Origin of the sequence: Leisingera sp. S232 (genome assembly GCF_049800895.1) — a bacterium.
Taxonomy (GTDB): Bacteria; Pseudomonadota; Alphaproteobacteria; order Rhodobacterales; family Rhodobacteraceae; genus Leisingera.
The window spans coordinates 24004-40161 of sequence record NZ_JBNAFX010000032.1; the positions used below are offsets into that span (position 1 = coordinate 24004).

At 55.0% G+C, this 16158-nt stretch carries 13 protein-coding genes; 12 read left to right on the forward strand and 1 reads right to left on the reverse strand.

The window, feature by feature from the left end; genetic code table 11:
• The first annotated feature begins 41 nt into the window (after positions 1-41).
• The 8 genes from ACP151_RS16775 (at position 42) to ACP151_RS16810 (ending at position 10533) form a co-directional block, all read left to right on the forward strand.
• Entirely contained in the window at positions 42-929 is an 888-nt protein-coding gene (locus ACP151_RS16775) for a LysR family transcriptional regulator (protein WP_424980042.1), read from the forward strand.
• An 852-nt stretch (positions 930-1781) separates the two neighbouring features.
• Entirely contained in the window at positions 1782-3824 is a 2043-nt protein-coding gene (locus ACP151_RS16780) for a TonB-dependent receptor domain-containing protein (protein WP_424980043.1), read from the forward strand.
• Between the two features lie 75 nt (positions 3825-3899).
• The gene (locus ACP151_RS16785) at positions 3900-4802 is read left to right on the forward strand and encodes an ABC transporter substrate-binding protein (protein WP_424980044.1); all 903 of its coding nucleotides are present in this window, start codon (positions 3900-3902) and stop codon (positions 4800-4802) included.
• The gene (locus tag ACP151_RS16790; RefSeq protein ID WP_424980045.1) at positions 4802-5857 is read left to right on the forward strand and encodes a FecCD family ABC transporter permease; all 1056 of its coding nucleotides are present in this window, start codon (positions 4802-4804) and stop codon (positions 5855-5857) included. Before ACP151_RS16785 ends, ACP151_RS16790 begins: the two co-directional genes overlap by 1 nt.
• Before the next feature lie 6 nt (positions 5858-5863).
• Positions 5864-6616, forward strand: a complete 753-nt coding sequence (locus tag ACP151_RS16795; RefSeq protein ID WP_424980046.1) for a heme ABC transporter ATP-binding protein — start codon at positions 5864-5866, stop codon at positions 6614-6616.
• A 121-nt stretch (positions 6617-6737) separates the two neighbouring features.
• The gene (locus tag ACP151_RS16800) at positions 6738-7796 is read left to right on the forward strand and encodes a siderophore-interacting protein (protein WP_424980047.1); all 1059 of its coding nucleotides are present in this window, start codon (positions 6738-6740) and stop codon (positions 7794-7796) included.
• A gap of 87 nt (positions 7797-7883) precedes the next feature.
• On the forward strand, positions 7884-8546 hold the full coding sequence (locus ACP151_RS16805; protein WP_424980048.1) for an O-methyltransferase: 663 nt from the start codon (positions 7884-7886) through the stop codon (positions 8544-8546).
• Between the two features lie 163 nt (positions 8547-8709).
• Positions 8710-10533: an ABC transporter ATP-binding protein gene (locus ACP151_RS16810; RefSeq protein WP_424980049.1), complete on the forward strand. Its 1824-nt coding sequence runs from the start codon at positions 8710-8712 to the stop codon at positions 10531-10533.
• Positions 10534-10747: 214 nt separating this feature from the next.
• Here ACP151_RS16810 and ACP151_RS16815 read toward each other — a convergent pair whose 3' ends face one another.
• Positions 10748-11572, reverse strand: coding sequence for an IclR family transcriptional regulator (locus tag ACP151_RS16815; RefSeq protein ID WP_424980050.1), 825 nt, complete (start codon positions 11570-11572; stop codon positions 10748-10750).
• A 196-nt stretch (positions 11573-11768) separates the two neighbouring features.
• Between ACP151_RS16815 and ACP151_RS16820 the strand changes: the two genes are divergently transcribed.
• The 4 genes from ACP151_RS16820 to ACP151_RS16835 all read left to right on the forward strand — a co-directional run bounded on the left by ACP151_RS16820 (position 11769) and on the right by ACP151_RS16835 (position 16133).
• Positions 11769-12932 carry an iron-containing alcohol dehydrogenase gene (locus ACP151_RS16820; protein WP_424980051.1) on the forward strand — a complete coding sequence of 388 codons (1164 nt, stop codon included), beginning with the start codon at positions 11769-11771 and terminating at the stop codon, positions 12930-12932.
• Positions 12933-12994: 62 nt separating this feature from the next.
• Positions 12995-14086, forward strand: a complete 1092-nt coding sequence (locus ACP151_RS16825) for a TRAP transporter substrate-binding protein (protein WP_424980052.1) — start codon at positions 12995-12997, stop codon at positions 14084-14086.
• A gap of 87 nt (positions 14087-14173) precedes the next feature.
• Positions 14174-14770, forward strand: a complete 597-nt coding sequence (locus tag ACP151_RS16830; RefSeq protein ID WP_424980053.1) for a TRAP transporter small permease subunit — start codon at positions 14174-14176, stop codon at positions 14768-14770.
• A gap of 1 nt (position 14771) precedes the next feature.
• A complete protein-coding gene (locus ACP151_RS16835) occupies positions 14772-16133 on the forward strand; it encodes a TRAP transporter large permease (protein WP_424980054.1) in 1362 nt (453 codons plus the stop codon).
• Positions 16134-16158: the final 25 nt, after the last annotated feature.

The following is a 16158-nucleotide window of genomic DNA, read 5'->3' on the forward strand; positions in this document are numbered from 1 at the left end:
ATTGCTATTATTTTACCTTAGAAAAACTAAGGCTAAAACTCATGTCCCTTGCTCCGGCACGGCCCAAAGGGCCGCATTTGAATGCCCTGCGCGCTTTCGAGGCGGCAGCCCGGCTGGGCAGTTTCACCGCAGCCGCCGATGAGTTGGCGGTAACGCCCGGCGCCGTCACCCAGCATATCAAATCACTGGAGGCCTGGGCCGAAGCTCCGCTGTTTGTTCGCAACGCCCGCGGTGTCGTTTTGACACCGCTTGCCGAGGAGCTGCTGCCCGGGTTCACATCGGCCTTCGATCAGCTTGGAATGGCGGTACAGGCGTTGCGCGCCAAGGCGGCGCCACGCAAGGTAAAAGTGGCAGCGCTGCCGTCCATTGCTCAGCTGTGGCTGCCGCCGCGACTGGGGCAGTTGCGCAGGGCGGCACCGGAAATCTCTGTTTCCGTGGTGGCGATGGAAACGCCGCCAAATCTGACCCGCGAACCTTTTGACCTGACGTTGTTCTATGGGGCAGATCAACTGGGCGCCAATGAAATGGAAGTCGCCCGCGACAGGATTTTCCCGGTCTGCGCCCCGGAGATCGCAGCCCGCCTAACCGGGCTTGCAGATCTGAACAAGGAAACGCTGCTTCACGATGGCGCCTGGGCCAAGGACTGGGACATGTGGTTGAGCGCCCAGCCGGATGCCGATGGTATTGCCCGCGCCGGCACTGTGCATTCGCTGTTCTCCGTGGCCTTGGAAGAGGCCCGTCACGGCGGCGGCGTGCTGATCGCGCATGAGGCATTGGTGCAGCCGCTGCTGGACAACGGCGAATTGGTGCGGCCCTTTTCTGGCAGTCTTGATCTGCCAGCCAGACTCGTTGCAAAGACCGCCCCGGCTTTTGCCAGATCCCCGATTTTCAGCGTGGTTCAGGATTTTCTGCTGGGCGGGGCTGCCTGAGCGATTAAAAGCGTCATCTGATCTGCGCCGCCACCCTGGCAGCGGTTACACCTGCGTCAGTCCTACGAACGGGCGAACCAGTTTGCCAGGTAGAGCATGTCTGGCAACAGCACCTGCGGGCCTGATCGGGAGCTGCTGGGCGTAAGGTTTCCAGCCTGTCTGATCCATCTGGGCGTGAGGAAGAGACGAAAGCCGGGCCCGGCAGACCGGCGGCTGATCTGGGGATCAAAGATAGCCGCCGCAAGACGTGCAAGCCCCCTTCGGTTGAGGTGAATTTCCGCTGTGTGCTGCAAGGCGCGCGGCGGGGGCAAGAGCCGTGAAACAGCGGCGCATGCTTTATTCGGGGCTTGCCGCCGTCTGATGCCGGTGTTTTGTTTTGCATCTACCGCAACAAAGAAGACCGTCTATAGGGCTGAAATGGTTGGATGATTTCCGCTAGGGTGCGGTGCGTATTGCACTGATGCGTGGTCTGACGCGCAAGCATGTGGCTGATGATATGGGCGTTGGCATGCAGATGCGGAACAAGCCGGGCCAGACAATGATCCGTTCAGACCAGCTGGGAATTTAGCTGCTAGTAGAAGTTCTCCGTCACCAACGATCATCGTCAGTGCGAAAGACTTGAGGTTTACAAGGGGTGTCGTTCGCCGGCGTTTTTTTGCCGTTAGTCGATCCGACCTAGGAAACCTGACTAAAACACTTGATTTGGATCGAACTCCGGGTGCGCTGCTCACGGCACCTCGAAAAGCTAGCCACCGTCACCGCGTTTGCAAGCCATGAAAAGAAACTGAGTGTTAAGCCGTCGCAACCGCGACTGCAGCATTCAAGATACTGCTAGGCTGGCGGACAGACATAATGACTCTCTTTACTTCACGGCACGCGCTAATTCCAATTGCAAGTATCGTCTTGCATTTCCCGACGCTGGTTCTGGCGGAGACTTCTGATGGCAACGGGTTTGGCAACGCCAATGAGACCGGCTCCGGGGAAGTGCTTCAGCTTGAGCCGATTCTCGTTACGGCGACTGGTTTTGAACAGCTTCTCTCTGATGCGCCTGCATCGGTTACAGTGATTGATCGTTCTGAAATTGAAAGCCGTCCAGGCGATTCCATCGTAGATTTGATCGGAGATTCCGTTGGTGTCTCCATTCAGCAGGAGGGCAAGCTGCTAGGTGGGGATATAACCATCCGGGGCTTGAGCGAAGATTACGTTGCTCTGCTGGTGGATGGTAAGCCCCTGGGCGCTTCTCAGAGTGCTTACTATAACGGATGGGGCGCGGGTCAGCGGACCACGTTCTTGCCTCCCAATGCGATGATCGAACGGGTCGAAGTGATCCGCGGCCCCATGTCTTCTCTTTATGGGACCTCCGCAATGGGCGGCGTTGTGAATGTCATCACCAAGAAAACATCGGATGTGTGGACCGGTGAAGTGACACTTGGATACACGCTTCAGGAAAACAGCCAGAGCAGCGATGAAAAGACACTGCAATATTATCTGACAGGGCCTTTGATTGCGGGACGGCTGAATCTTTCTTTGTTCGGTGACACAACCGAGCGTGCCGAGGACCGCTATGTTGGTGGTTTCCCCGAGGGGAAACTGAACACTCATGGCGCAAGATTGAACTGGATTATGTCAGACCGCCAGGACCTGGCGTTCGAAATCGGCCGTTCGGATTTGGATTACGAGCTTACGTCTGTGACCAGCAGCCGCACGAACAGCTATGTGGATACAGAGCGGACGTATGGCGCGCTGACCCATACGTTTAAATGGGACAACGGGGCTGAAACGGTCAGCTACCTGTCCCACGAGCGCGTTGATATTGACAATGGCGCTTTGGATCCAGCTGTTGCGGCTTTGCAGCCGGCGTATCTCTCCAGCTATGATGTGACGATCCTGAACAGCAAAACCACGGTCGGCTGGCAGGACCACAAGACAACATTCGGGTTCGATTACAGGTATGAAGCGACCAGCCATGAGCGGGCCCGTTTCATTGGGTCGATCAATACTGACCTGACGCGGTGGCAATTTGGTGTCTTTGCAGAAGATGATTGGGAAATCACTCCGGATCTGACGCTCACGGCCGGATTGCGCTTTGATGAGAACGAGAACTACGGCAGCACGGTCACCCCGCGCCTCTATGCTGTGTATCGTCTCAATGACGCGGTAACGCTGCGAGGGGGGTACAGTGCAGGCTTCCTGACCCCGGAGCTGAAGCAGGCAGATGACAACATTGTCGAACAGGCTGCGCGCGGCGCCGCTTGGGATATCGGAAACACCAATCTGCAACCGGAAGAAACAGACACTTTCGAAGTTGGGGTTGCCTATCAAAGTGCCGCGGGCTGGCAGGCGAGCGTGACCGCCTTCCACACAAAGTTTGACAATAAAATTGATCAGGAAGTTATCTGCGAAACGCCTGTCGGCACTCCGGCCTCTTGCTCCTTTAATGGCCAAACAAGAGACTTTATTCGCCAATATGTGAATGTTGACAAAGCCGAGCTGCAGGGGATTGAGGCAACGCTTGATATCCCGTTGGGGAATTTTGATGTCCGTGCAAACTATACCTATTCGGATAGCGAATATCTGACGGGAGAAAATGCGGGCAATTCCTTTAACGAAGTGCCGGATCATCTTTTCAACCTGCGCCTTGGCTGGGCGCCAAACGAAAGAACAAATGTTTGGAGCAGCCTCACGTATCGCAGTGAAGCAACATCGCAGTTGCTGGATCCGGCGGTAAGCCCGGCCCGCACCTTGGTTGATCTGGGTGTGAGCTACCAAGTGACAGATGCCGCGCGATTGAACGCAACAGTTTACAATGTGTTCGATCGGGAAGTTTTGCAGTCCGTTGACGGAACGACCCTTGACGGGCGCCGGCTGTTCGTCGGGCTGACCACATCGTTCTGACAAAAACGCACATGTTACCAGCCACTGTTAAACGGTGGCTGGCAGTCACCTGAGGACAAAATCATGAAAACCTGTATGAGAACGTTATTGGCTTCTGTTTTGGTTGTTGCCGGGTCGATCGCAAATTCCGAAACGATTGATATCTCGGGCATACCGGCTTACCCGGATGTTTCGGGGAGTACGGACCTGGCGCAGAATACAGAAGCCAAGCGTGACATTGTCCTGCTGGATCTGGACTTGTTGGAAATCGCTGGCGCGCTGGGGGCATTCGACCGGATTGTTGCCCGCCCACGGGTCGGCGACCTGGAGGTGCCTGACACCATTCCTCATGTCTTTAAGGAACGCCCCGGTGTTGAGGGCATTATGGCCATGCGGCCGGCCGTCGTTATCGCCTCAAACCCCAGGTACAACCGGCTGCGGGAGCAGTTAGAGCAATTGGGCGTCAAAACGATGCTGATTGACCAAAGCAATCCTGCAAATGAGAAAGTGATGCACCTTGCCTCGGTGCTGGGCATGGAAGAGCAAGGTGAAAAGCTGAGCACGATGATCCTGTCGGATTACGAGGCGGTTGCAAGCAAGCTGGAAGAGGGCGCGGCGCGCAAACTCATCCATGTTTCCCGTTATGGATCCGGTGGCAACTTTAGTGTTGGCGGAATGGAAACACCGGTCGACAATCTGATCAGGCGGGTGGGCGCAGAAAACCCTGCAGCTGCAATTGGGCTCAACCGTTATCGTCGTGCCACCCAGGAAGGCATCATTCAGATGCGCCCTGATGCGATCCTGTTTGCCTCGGTCGAACTCGATACTGTGGGCGATCTGGAGACCTTGTGGTCTGATTTTCCAGGTCTGACCTACACACCTGCAGGCAAGCACCAAAGGATTGTGCTGATGCGGAACATGCATGTTCGGGCGGATGCCGCCTCAAGCGGCATTGCAACCACCGCGCTCTTTGACGCTCTTCAGAAAATGTTTCCGTGATGGCAAAAGAACTTTCTCTGGACCTGTCGCGCAGGCGCACGTCATTCAAGGTTCCTGCAGCAGTACTGGCAGTTGCTGCGCTGCTCTTCACCTTTCTTCTGTCGATTGGCATGGGGCCGTTGAACCTGTCCATGGCAGAAGTGCTCTCGGCTTTGGCGTCGCGTCTGACAGGCGCTGAACTGAATGAGATCGAAGAGCTTAATGCGGCGGTGGTGTGGGATCTGCGTCTGGCACGTGCTGTGACGGCTGTTATCATCGGCGCCTCCCTGGCTGCCTGTGGCGCCGCCATGCAGGGGCTTTTTGGTAACCCATTGGCAGACCCCGGCATTATCGGTGTCTCATCCGGCGCGTCGCTAGGGGCAATCCTGGTTATTGTGTTGGGGATTTCCTCTTTGGGTGTCTGGACGCTGCCATTTGGCGCCTTTGTCGCCGGGGTGATCACCACAATGGTGATCTATGCCTTTTCGCGGCCCGATGGCGACGGCGCGGACAGCTCCCGGCTTTTGCTGGTCGGGATCGCAATCAACTCGATCTGCGGGGCGATCAGCGGTCTGATGACCTACCTCGCCACAACGGACCAGCTGATGTCGATGACCTTCTGGTCAATGGGCTCGCTGTCCTCGGCGCGTTGGCTGACTGTGGGCATCACAATTGTGCCAGCTGTCGTCGGGCTCTTGTTCCTGCAGATCTGGGCAAAGCAGCTGGACCTTCTTGCACTGGGGGAACGTCAGGCCCGTCACCTGGGGGTTGATGTGATCTCTCTTCGGCGCTGGCTGGTTGTGATCACTGCATTGCTGGTTGCATCGGCGGTTTCGTTCAGCGGCACCATTGGTTTCATTGGCTTGATTGTTCCGCATATTGTCCGGCTGACGATCGGCCCCATGCATCGCTATCTGCTGCCCTTGTCCGCATTGGGTGGCGCGCTGCTGCTGATGCTTGCAGATATTGCCGCCCGTACCCTGGATCCTCCTGGGGAAGTGCCAATCGGAGTTCTGATGGGGGCATTAGGTGGTCCTTTCTTCTTGTGGATGATCCAGCGCGGGAAAGGGCGATGAAAAGCAATGATTAAAATCGACTCTGTAAGCCTCGAAATCGGCGGGAAGACGCTGGTTGAGGATGTCAATCTGACCTGTCATCCTGGGACCGTGACAGCGCTTGTTGGTCCCAATGGCGCCGGGAAGTCCAGTTTGCTTTCCCTGATAGCGGGCGAGCGAAATGTGGAGCAGGGTGAAATCTGGCTGAATGGCAGGTCGATTGCGAAACTGTCCATTCGGGAGTTTGCCCAGGAACGGGCGATTTTCCCCCAAGGCTCCGAGATCCGTTTCAACTATCCGGTAAAGGAGATTGTCGCGATGTCTCGTGCTTTTCGCGACTTGCCCCCAGAAGAGGATGATGCCGTCATTTCCTGGGCGATGGATAAAACCGAGATTCAGCACCTGGCTGGCCGGAATGCACAAACCCTGTCCGGGGGCGAAAAAGCGCGCGCGACGTATTCCCGGGTCTTGGCGCAGGAGACAAAGGTGCTGCTGCTGGATGAGCCGATTGCGGCATTGGATTTGCGTCACCAGGAGCGCGTTCTGCAATCCGCGCGTGAACAGGCCTGCGCAGGAGCAACTGTTATTGCAGTTCTGCACGATCTGAATTTGGCGGCTGCCTATTCGGATCAGGTTGCCTTGATGCAGAACGGACGCCTTGTCTCGACAGGTGCCCCTTGGGATGTGCTGACGGAAGATAACATCTCGACCGTTTATCAGCAGGATGTCTGCGTTTTGAAACATCCTGTCCGTGAATGCCCCGTTGTACTGACCCGATGACGTACACAGGCCCCTGAATAAACCAACCGTAGCGGCAGAGATTTGGATTTTTGCCCGCATGAAGACCTAGCAAACCCGCACCTCCGTCTGATGACGGCGCTGAACAAAACATGAGATAGCTATGACAAATCAGGTCCCCCACGAACTCACCGACCATGCAACCATTTGCGGTGTGAATATGAGCTTCCTGCGCGAAAGCTTTGAGGAACGGGCAAAAAAACCGCACCACAAAGTGACACACACGCCGGAGCATGGCCTCTCGGTGCGTATGAAAAGCGGTTACATGTATCTCAAGGAACAGAAGGACGCGATTGTCCTTACCGCAGCCTCTGACCGGCCCGACAAACTGTTCAAGCTGAAAGGCACTATCGGGAAGATCCTGAAAGAATTGCAGCCAGATACATTTCAGGAACTGCAATGGGCCAACGCCTCCGATGTTGGCGCACTGCCGCCCAATCTTCAGTTGACCAGAGTTCTGTCTGTGGAGCCTCTTGGCTCTGCCTTTGTGCGGGTCCGGTTGCAGGTGCCAAATCTGTCCTTCATCGACGAGACCAGCATTCATTTCGGCATTGCTTTGCCGCCGGAGACCGGCAATGCCCCTGAGTGGCCATATGTCAATGAAAACGGAAATGCAGTGTGGCCGAAAGGCGATAAGGCTTTTCACCGCCCGGTGTATACATCCCGGACGCTTTATCCTGAAGCCGGTGAAATGGATTTCGACGTCTTCCTGCATGAAAGCGGACGGATCTCAAAATGGATCAAGCAACTGCAACCCGGTGACCGCATGGCAATGATCGGACGCGGCAGCAACGGCGGCGGTCTGCTGGATAACGATAAGGTTTTGATGTTCGGGGATGAGACGGCCTTTCCGGCTATCGCCCATATCCTCGACAAACTCCCTGCCGGCGCTGAGGGCACTGTGACTCTGGAAGCAGAGAACGGCGCGGACTGCGGTTATCCCATCGTTGCGCCAGAAGGCATTTCGATCAATTGGATCACACGCGGCAAAGACAAGCATCTTTCTGAATTCGCAAAAGAGCAATGCAGCGCAGCGCCTGATCACTTCCTGTGGTTTGCCGCCGAGCGCCAGGATGCGATGCGGATGAGAGAGTTCTTCCGGGCTCAGGGAAAGGATCCGCAAGACGCCTATGTGCGGGCCTATTGGAACCGGAACGGTTGAGGTCAGCGAGATTTCGGACTGGATCACAGGCCAGCCAGTGTGCTGGTCTGTGACTGTGTTGATTGGGCAGCGGAGATAGGAAAAACAATGGTCAAACTGAACGATGCAAAACTGTCAGCAGTGCTTGAACGAGAGCATGCTGCATCTTTGGAACAAAAGAAAAACCGGCGTGCAGCTTGGGAAGCAAGCGGACGTCCTGCGGGCATGAACCCGCAGAAAATGGACTTTCGCATATCTGACTTTCACCGGACGAATTATCTGTCCATCGGTCCCGCAGAAGGGCGGTTTATGTACGGGCAAATCCTGGCAAAAGGCGCCAAGGAGATTGTTGAGTTCGGAACCTCTTTCGGCATCTCTACTCTCTATCTTGCTGCTGCAGCTGCCGAAACGGGAGGTCGGGTGACCGGTTCAGAATTCCACCCCGAAAAAGCTGACCGTGCCCTGTCCAATTTGGCAGCGGCTGGGTTGGAAGCTGATATCAGGGTCGGGGATGCGCTGGAAACCCTGGCCGGTGAGGGACCAGAGATTGATTTTCTCTTTCTGGATGGCGCTGCAAATCTGTATGTGCCCGTTTTGGACCTGCTTGAGCCGCGTCTTCGTCCGGGGTCCGTGATTATTGCCGACAATATCCCGGTTGCAAAAGACGAAGGGCATGTTCTGCTCGATGCTTTGCAAGATCGCCAGGAGGCCTATGTCACATCCATTATCAGTTTCGGGCAGTCCGGGATGAGCTATTCCGTGCGTCTGTGACCACTGAGATGTGAAACTGCAAATTCGGTCCGAAATATATCCCGGAAAACAGGTTTGGCGGCAAATGCGAAGGGTTGCCAAACCTGCGGAATTTCAGCCGATGATACTCTTACTTTGGTCTGGCAGATCCTTTTGCCAGGCCTGTATTGCATTGGGTTCGTGAATGACCTTTGGAAATCTGATTGATGCCTTCCGCCCGGCAAATGCGCCGCCGCCCCAAAGACTAGGGGCGTTTCTACTCTGGTGTCTGAGCGGAACTTGGCCTGCACTCATGTTTGCATCGGTTTTCTCCGTTCTGGCCGGAATGATGGAGGTCGGCACAGCCTATATTATGGGCCTGCTGCTTGACACGGTGTCAAACGCGGCCTCGCCGGTCTTTTTCAGCGCAGAGAATGCTGGTGTTATTGCGCTCGCCTTGCTCTTTTTTCTTGCCGTGCGGCCTGCATTGCTGGGAATGCTGGCGGTGTCCAATGCGGTTGTTCTTCAGCCGAACCTCAGCCCGTTGATCATGACCAGGCTGCATCAATGGTCGTTGGGGCAGTCCGTTTCATTTTTTGACGACGATTTCGCGGGCAGAATCGCACAAAAACAGATGCAAACTGCATCGGCTGTGTCCTCTGTCGTCACGGAAATCATCAATGTTGTCGCTTTCTCTTTCGCATCAATGCTGGGGGCCTTGGTGCTGCTTGGGGGGATCGATTGGCGGATTTCCGCTCTCTTTCTTGTCTGGCTGGCTGGTTACATCGCCTTGATCCGCTGGTTCCTGCCACGTATCCGGGCGCGAGCCGGGAGCCGGGCGGGCGCACGGGCGATGGTCTCTGGCCAGATTGTCGATACGTTGACGAACATTAAAACGGTGAAGCTGTTTGCGCATGCGGAAATCGAAGATCACGCCGCAAAGCAGGCATTGGTTTTATTCCGGAATAAATCGCTTCACTTCGGCAATCTTTCAGCAAGCTTCCGGTTTTTCCTCATGTGTCTGGCCGGCGTGCTGCCGGTTTTGATGCTTGGCCAAACACTGTTTCTCTGGCAGAGCGGTGCAGCCACCCAGGGAGATATCGTTGCGGTTGGCGTGGTTTCAGCGCGCATCGCCCAGATGACCGGCCGGCTCAGCAATTCTTTGATGTCGATATATTCGAGTATTGGAGAGGCTGAAAACGGCATGAAGACACTGACGCATTCGCAGCGCATAGAAGACGCGCCCGGGGCTCAGCCGTTGACTGTTCCTGCAGGCCGTATCGAGTTCGACAATGTGGGCTTTGCCTATGGCAATGAAAAGGGCGGGATTAAGGACATCAGCCTGACTATTCAGCCCGGAGAAAAACTTGGGATCGTGGGGTCATCCGGGGCAGGGAAATCCACTTTGGTGGCTCTTTTGTTGCGGCTCTATGAGCAGGAGAGCGGCGCAATCCGGATCGATGGTCAGAATACGTCCCAGGTGACCCAAAGTTCCCTGCGAGAAAAGATCGCCATGGTCACGCAAGAGACCGCCATGTTCAATCGCTCTGCCAGAGAGAACATTATGTATGGGCGGCCCTCTGCTTCAGAGGACGAAATGATTACGGCGGCAAAAAAGGCCGAAGCCCATGAATTCATTCTCAGCTTGCAGGACGGGCAGGGGCGGACAGGATATGACGCACATCTAGGAGAGCGCGGTGTCAAATTGTCGGGCGGGCAGCGTCAGCGCATTGCCCTGGCCAGAGCGATCCTAAAGGATGCGCCAATTCTTGTGCTTGATGAGGCGACATCTGCATTGGATTCAGAGCTGGAGGCCTCCATACAATCCGCCTTGCAGCGCGCGATGGACGGAAAAACCGTGCTGGCCATTGCCCACAGGCTGTCAACGATCAATGAAATGGACCGGATTCTAGTGATAGAAAAAGGGCAGGTGATCGAAGAAGGCAACCACGAAGTACTGATCGGAAATGGCGGCAGGTATTCGCAATTCTGGGCCCATCAGGCTGGTGGTTTTGTTGTGAATGGGTAACCGATTGGCCGGCCTGCAAAAACAGACGGGGTGGATCAGGTAATCCTTCCGTTTTTGCAGGGGCTAGGCCGATAGATTTCCGCGTTCATCCGCAAGGGTTGTCCGGACTGAATAAGGGGCAAGGTCATGCCCCGGTTCCCGGTCTATTCGATGGCGGGCATGGCGCAGGCCCGCAGACAAGGGCTTGTTCGATGCTGCGGAAACCCGAAGCTGTTCAACCTTCCATGAGGCAGGCTTTTAGTTTGTCTGCGGCGACCTGCATGAGCTGAACTTCCTGTTCTAGAACAGCAATGGATTTCCGAGTTGTAAGCGCATGGGTCGACAGGCATGCAATCAGGGAGCCTGAATTGCCGTAGATGGGTACTGCAGCGCCTACCATATCATCAAACCACTCCCCCCGGTCGATCGCGTAACCCGCTTGGCGGACACGCTCCAGCTCCTCTTCAAAGGCAGAGGTGCTTGTGATCGTGTTTCGAGCTGATTTCTTTTCTTGAATTCTGTCAAAAATCCCCAATGCAGCTTTTGGCTTCATTGTCGACAGATACACCTTGCCGGAGGCACAGCAGTGTAACGGCAAGGGCGCTCCAACCTTCAGATTGACCTGGAAGGGCCAATGGGACTCCAGGCGGTCAAAGTAAATCAGCTTGGTGCCGTGAGGTATGGACAGGCTTACAGTTTCATTCAGTTGCTCTGACAGATCCCGCAGGATCGAACGCCGCTCGGTGACGCTGGGCTCATACTGCAGGCTGTTGAGAATCAGATCTCTAAATCTCTCGCCAGGAACGTAATGTCCTGACGCGGTTGGGGCGATAAAGCGCTCTTCGCTCAGTGCATCAAGCCAACGGTAGATGGTTGGCGCCGGGATCTCGAGGGTTTGAGACAGGCGAGCGGCTGTTGCAGCTTCTGGATTGAGGCAAATGGCTTCAACAATCTCGAGAATTCTGCGGGGGGAGTTCCGAGTGTTCTTCTTTTCTTTCAATTTCTTACCCTCATCCAATCGCTCATGAGTGTCATGACCGCATTTGACCTTGATGCGCAAGCGTAGGGATACGCGAACTCATCCTGAAACCCCACCCAATTTGACCGCTTTGGGTCGCGTTGATCCTGCCCAAGTTTAGCCCTCAGGTCAACTAAATGAGAAAATAACTATCAATTAGTTGACAGGTGAGCAGGGCTGAACATAGGTTTTGGAAGACCTACAGCCTGTGCTGAAGACCTGGAGGAGGTAATATCCAATGAGTGTTCGTGTCTGTGCCCCACGATTCATGGCGATCGGGAGTGGTGCTTTAGAGGGAATTTCTGAAGTGCTTCGCCGTATGGGGCCGATCAGGAACCCCTTGATTGTTACTGATAAATTCATGAGCGAAAGCGGAATGGCTGCGAAAGTGCAGAAGCTGTTGACCACAGCTGGGCTGCAATCTGCGGTTTTTGATTCCGTTCTGCCTGATCCCACGGACGTGGTTGTTCTGGCAGGAATTGAGATGTTGGAAACCGGCGGCCATGATGCAGTGATTGGACTTGGTGGCGGCAGCCCAATTGACGCAGGGAAGGCCATCGCCGTTATGGCCACGGGCAGCCGTGACATTCAGGACTATCGCCCGCCTCTGCAGTCAGACGATGCGGGGCTTCCGATGCTGGCCATTCCCACGACGGCGGGGACCGGCTCTGAAGTGACACATCATACTGTGATCATCCATGATGCAAGCCGTGAGAAGATTTCCTGCCGTGGCGAAGGGTTCGTCCCTGGCGCCGCGATTGTGGACTTCAATCTGACATTGAGCAAACCCAAGAGGCTCATTGCAGACAATGGGCTGGACACCCTGACCCACGCGATCGAGGCATATGTAAGCCGCAAGGCGACGCTTTATTCCGACCGCATGGCTCTGGACTGTATGCGGCTGGTCGCCGCAAATCTTGAACTTGCTTATGCCGACCCAGAAAACTTGGAAGCGCGTGAAGCGCTTATGCTGGCTGCCACTTTTGGTGGCCTGGCCTTTTCAAACGCATCGATTGCCTTAGTTCATGCAATGAGCCGGCCATTGGGCAGTCTCTTTCATGTTCCACACGGAATGAGCAACGCAATGTTGTTGCCAACAGTTACCAAGTTTTCCAAAGCCTCTGCTCTTGAACGCTATGCGGATTGTGCGCGCGTGATTGGCATAGCCGATGACACAGCCAGTGATGAAAAGGCGGCGGATGCGCTTGTAGATGGGCTTTATCGTTACAATCAAAAACTGGATGTCCCCAGTTTGTCAGGCTTTGGCATCGACCAGGCCGCATATCGTTCCGCAGCCGAGAAAATGGCTGAAGATGCAGTGAAATCGGGAGCACCGAATAATAACCCGCGCATCGGGAACACCCAGGAAATCATCGATCTGTATCTCGAAGCGTGGAGCTGACAGCACTGCCGTTTTTTCCGGGGCCATAAAAGAAAACGAAACACAACAGAGGAGAAAAAATCATGACCAAGTTTACAAAGGCAGCTTTTGCCATTGGACGCCGAACTTTGGGCGTTGCTGCGCTCTCGGCCCTGTGCATCGGTGGTGCTGCCGCAACAGCTGCAGACGCGCAGGAAAAAGTGCGCTGGAAAGTGCAAGCGACGTTTAACACGGGCTGGCCGGCCTTGGGCGATCCGATTGCACGTGTGGCTGAGACGCTGGACGCAGCGACTGACGGGCGCATCAAACTCAAGGTCTTTGAGCCTGGTAAGATCGTGCCTCCGCTGGAGATCACGCCTTCGATCAGTAACGGCAATCTGCCTGCGGCCTACAATTACCTGGCGTATGATCAGGGGCGTATTCCGTCGGCTGTGTTGTTCTCGGCTGTGCCGTTTGGCATGGAGCCTTGGGAATATGCAGCATGGTGGTTCGAAGGCGAGGGGTCTGACCTTGCGGAAGAGATCTATCACGACGTCAATGTTCACCCGTTGCTGTGCAGCACAATTGGACCGGAAACCGCAGGATGGTTCCGCACGCCAATTGAAGACCTGAGCGATCTTGAAGGCCTCAAAATCCGGTTCTCCGGTCTGGGAGGGCAGGTGCTGAACCGGATCGGCGCATCGGCGACACTGATGGCGGGCGGCGAAATCTTTGCGGCTCTCGAAAAAGGCACATTGGACGCGACCGAATACTCAATGCCGGCCATCGACGAAATTCTCGGCTTTCACAAAATCGCCAAGTACAACCTGTTCCCGGGTTGGCACCAGCCGTCAACGTCAACACATCTTCTGATCAATCTGGATGAATGGAAGAGCCTGTCGTCCTCTGACCAGGCCCTGTTTGAAATGGCCTGCACTGCAGCAACAATGCGGGCGATCACCACTGGCGAAGCTCTGCAGGGTGCGCAGATAAAAAGCTTCCCCGAGAAGGGCGTAACCGCGGCGAAACTGCCCGATGCGGTTATTCAAGAGCTCAAGCGTGTTACCCTGGAAGTCATGACGGAAGAAGCGGCCAAGGATGCAAACTTTGCCCGTGTCTGGGAATCGCAGAAAGCCTTCCACGCTGATTACCAGATCTGGAAAGAGCTTGGATATCTGCCGCGTGATTTCGACTGAACATTAGGTTCTTCTTGAAAGCGGAAGCCCGGCGCAAAGTAGAAGTCGGGCTTCCAGCAACGGTTCAGACTATAACAGGGGGGGTACATGCAACAAGATGACGGTTCGGCCAATACCGTAGCAGCAGTAGATCTGCATCATCATGACGATGATGTCATGCGCGACACAAAGATAAGTTGCATGATCGACAAGGTGGTTGAGGTGATCGGCGAGGCTTTCAGCTGGTTATGGCTGCTGCTGCTGGTGGTGATCATTGCCAATGTGGTTTTACGCTATGTCTTCAGCCAGGGGATGATCGAACTGGAGGAACTGCAATGGTATCTCTATGCCGCAGCCTGGCTGTTTGGACTGTCATACACGTTCATCTCAGACGGCCATGTGCGTGTCGATGTCCTGCATGATCTGTTGTCGTTGCGGGTTCGGATGATCTTGGAACTCTTCGGGCTGATCCTGCTGTTTCTTCCCTTTGTTTGCTTTGTCATCGTCTATTCAATCCCGTTTGTCGAACTCTCCTGGCAAACCAATGAAACCTCCACTTCTGCAAATGGGCTGCCGGCGCGCTGGTTGATCAAGGGATGTCTTCTCATCAGTTTCACACTGCTTCTTTTCGTAGGTCTGGCCCGTCTCTTCCGGGTGCTGGCAACGCTACGGTTTGGTTCTGCAAACTCTGCGAAGGAGGCCTGACATGATCAGCGATCCTGCGCAGTACATGGCAATCGCCCTGTTCGCCAGCTTCGTGCTGCTGATTTTCACAGGGTACCCGGTGGCTTGGCTGATGGGCGGTCTTGCCGTTGCGTTTACAGCTGTTTCTGTCCTGTCCGACACGTATTTGGATACGTTCTTTGGTGTCGATTGGGGCTATAGCTCGATCATTGTGGATCGCATCTATGCGGTCATGAACAATTGGGTTCTTGTTGCTCTGCCGATGTTTGTTTTCATGGGTATCATGATGGACAAATCCGGTATTGCGGAAGACTTGATGACTGACTTGTCCAAGCTTTTTGGCCGCGTGCGCGGAGGGCTTGCGATAACTGTGGTCATCATTGGCGTATTGCTTGCGGCTTCGACCGGGATCATTGGCGCGGCGGTGGTTCTGCTTGCCATTCTTGGCATCCCCTTGATGCTCAAGCACCAATATGATGCGACCCTTGCATGTGGTGTTGTCTGCGCCACTGGCACCCTGGGCATCCTTATTCCACCGTCAATCATGCTGGTGCTTATGGCTGACCAGATCCGGATCTCAGTCGGGGATCTGTTCATGGGCGCCATGTTCCCTGGCCTGATGCTTGGCGGGTTATATGGCTTATTCATCCTGGTTTATGCTTGGCTGCGCCCATCAGTAGCGCCAGCCCCAAAGGATGCTGAACCGGTCAGGCTTGGGCTCATCCTGAATGTCCTCAAATCGACCATTCCTCCGACATTGTTGATCGTCGCAGTTCTCGGCAGCATTTTCTTTGGGATTGCGACCCCCACAGAAGCCTCTGGGGTCGGTGCCTTGGGCGCAACGCTGCTTGCCCTGTTTCGCCGCCGCCTTTCACTCGAAGCTTTCCAGGATGTGCTGCGTGGCACCATGAAAACGACCTCCTATATCTTTGCGCTTTTTGTCGGAGCCACAGCATTTGCGCTGGTGCTTCGGGGCTTTGGCGGAGATGAGTTGATCGAAGATGCACTCACCAGTTTGCCATTCGGGCCCAATGGGGTCGTCATCGTGATCCTGTTTGTCGCCTTCCTGCTGGGTTTTGTTTTGGACTGGATTGAGATCACATTGATCCTGTTGCCACTGATTGCCCCTGTCTTGCTGGACATGGATGTGAATCTGGTGTGGTTTGCCGTGCTTTTTGCGGTCACGCTTCAGACGTCCTTTATTACGCCACCGGTTGGGTTTGCGCTGTTCTATATGAAAGGGGTGGCACCAGAAGGTGTCGGCACACTGACAATCTATAAGGGCATCATCCCCTTCATGATTATTCAGCTGATGGCAGTTGCCTTGATCTTCCTGTTCCCGGCTCTCGCGACCTGGTTGCCGCATGTTGCCTATGGGTCTTGATGGTTCAAACCTTGGATGTGCGCGC

Excerpts from the sequence above, each read along its gene's own strand:
- ACP151_RS16795 (WP_424980046.1), top strand. The coding sequence starts at position 5,864 with ATGATTAAAATCGACTCTGTAAGCCTCGAAATCGGCGGGAAGACGCTG.
- ACP151_RS16785 (WP_424980044.1), top strand. The coding sequence starts at position 3,900 with ATGAGAACGTTATTGGCTTCTGTTTTGGTTGTTGCCGGGTCGATCGCA.
- ACP151_RS16790 (WP_424980045.1), top strand. The coding sequence starts at position 4,802 with ATGGCAAAAGAACTTTCTCTGGACCTGTCGCGCAGGCGCACGTCATTC.
- ACP151_RS16805 (WP_424980048.1), top strand. The coding sequence starts at position 7,884 with ATGGTCAAACTGAACGATGCAAAACTGTCAGCAGTGCTTGAACGAGAG.
- ACP151_RS16820 (WP_424980051.1), top strand. The coding sequence starts at position 11,769 with ATGAGTGTTCGTGTCTGTGCCCCACGATTCATGGCGATCGGGAGTGGT.
- ACP151_RS16830 (WP_424980053.1), top strand. The coding sequence starts at position 14,174 with ATGCAACAAGATGACGGTTCGGCCAATACCGTAGCAGCAGTAGATCTG.
- ACP151_RS16775 (WP_424980042.1), top strand. The coding sequence starts at position 42 with ATGTCCCTTGCTCCGGCACGGCCCAAAGGGCCGCATTTGAATGCCCTG.
- ACP151_RS16800 (WP_424980047.1), top strand. The coding sequence starts at position 6,738 with ATGACAAATCAGGTCCCCCACGAACTCACCGACCATGCAACCATTTGC.
- ACP151_RS16810 (WP_424980049.1), top strand. The coding sequence starts at position 8,710 with ATGACCTTTGGAAATCTGATTGATGCCTTCCGCCCGGCAAATGCGCCG.
- ACP151_RS16835 (WP_424980054.1), top strand. The coding sequence starts at position 14,772 with ATGATCAGCGATCCTGCGCAGTACATGGCAATCGCCCTGTTCGCCAGC.
- ACP151_RS16780 (WP_424980043.1), top strand. The coding sequence starts at position 1,782 with ATGACTCTCTTTACTTCACGGCACGCGCTAATTCCAATTGCAAGTATC.
- ACP151_RS16825 (WP_424980052.1), top strand. The coding sequence starts at position 12,995 with ATGACCAAGTTTACAAAGGCAGCTTTTGCCATTGGACGCCGAACTTTG.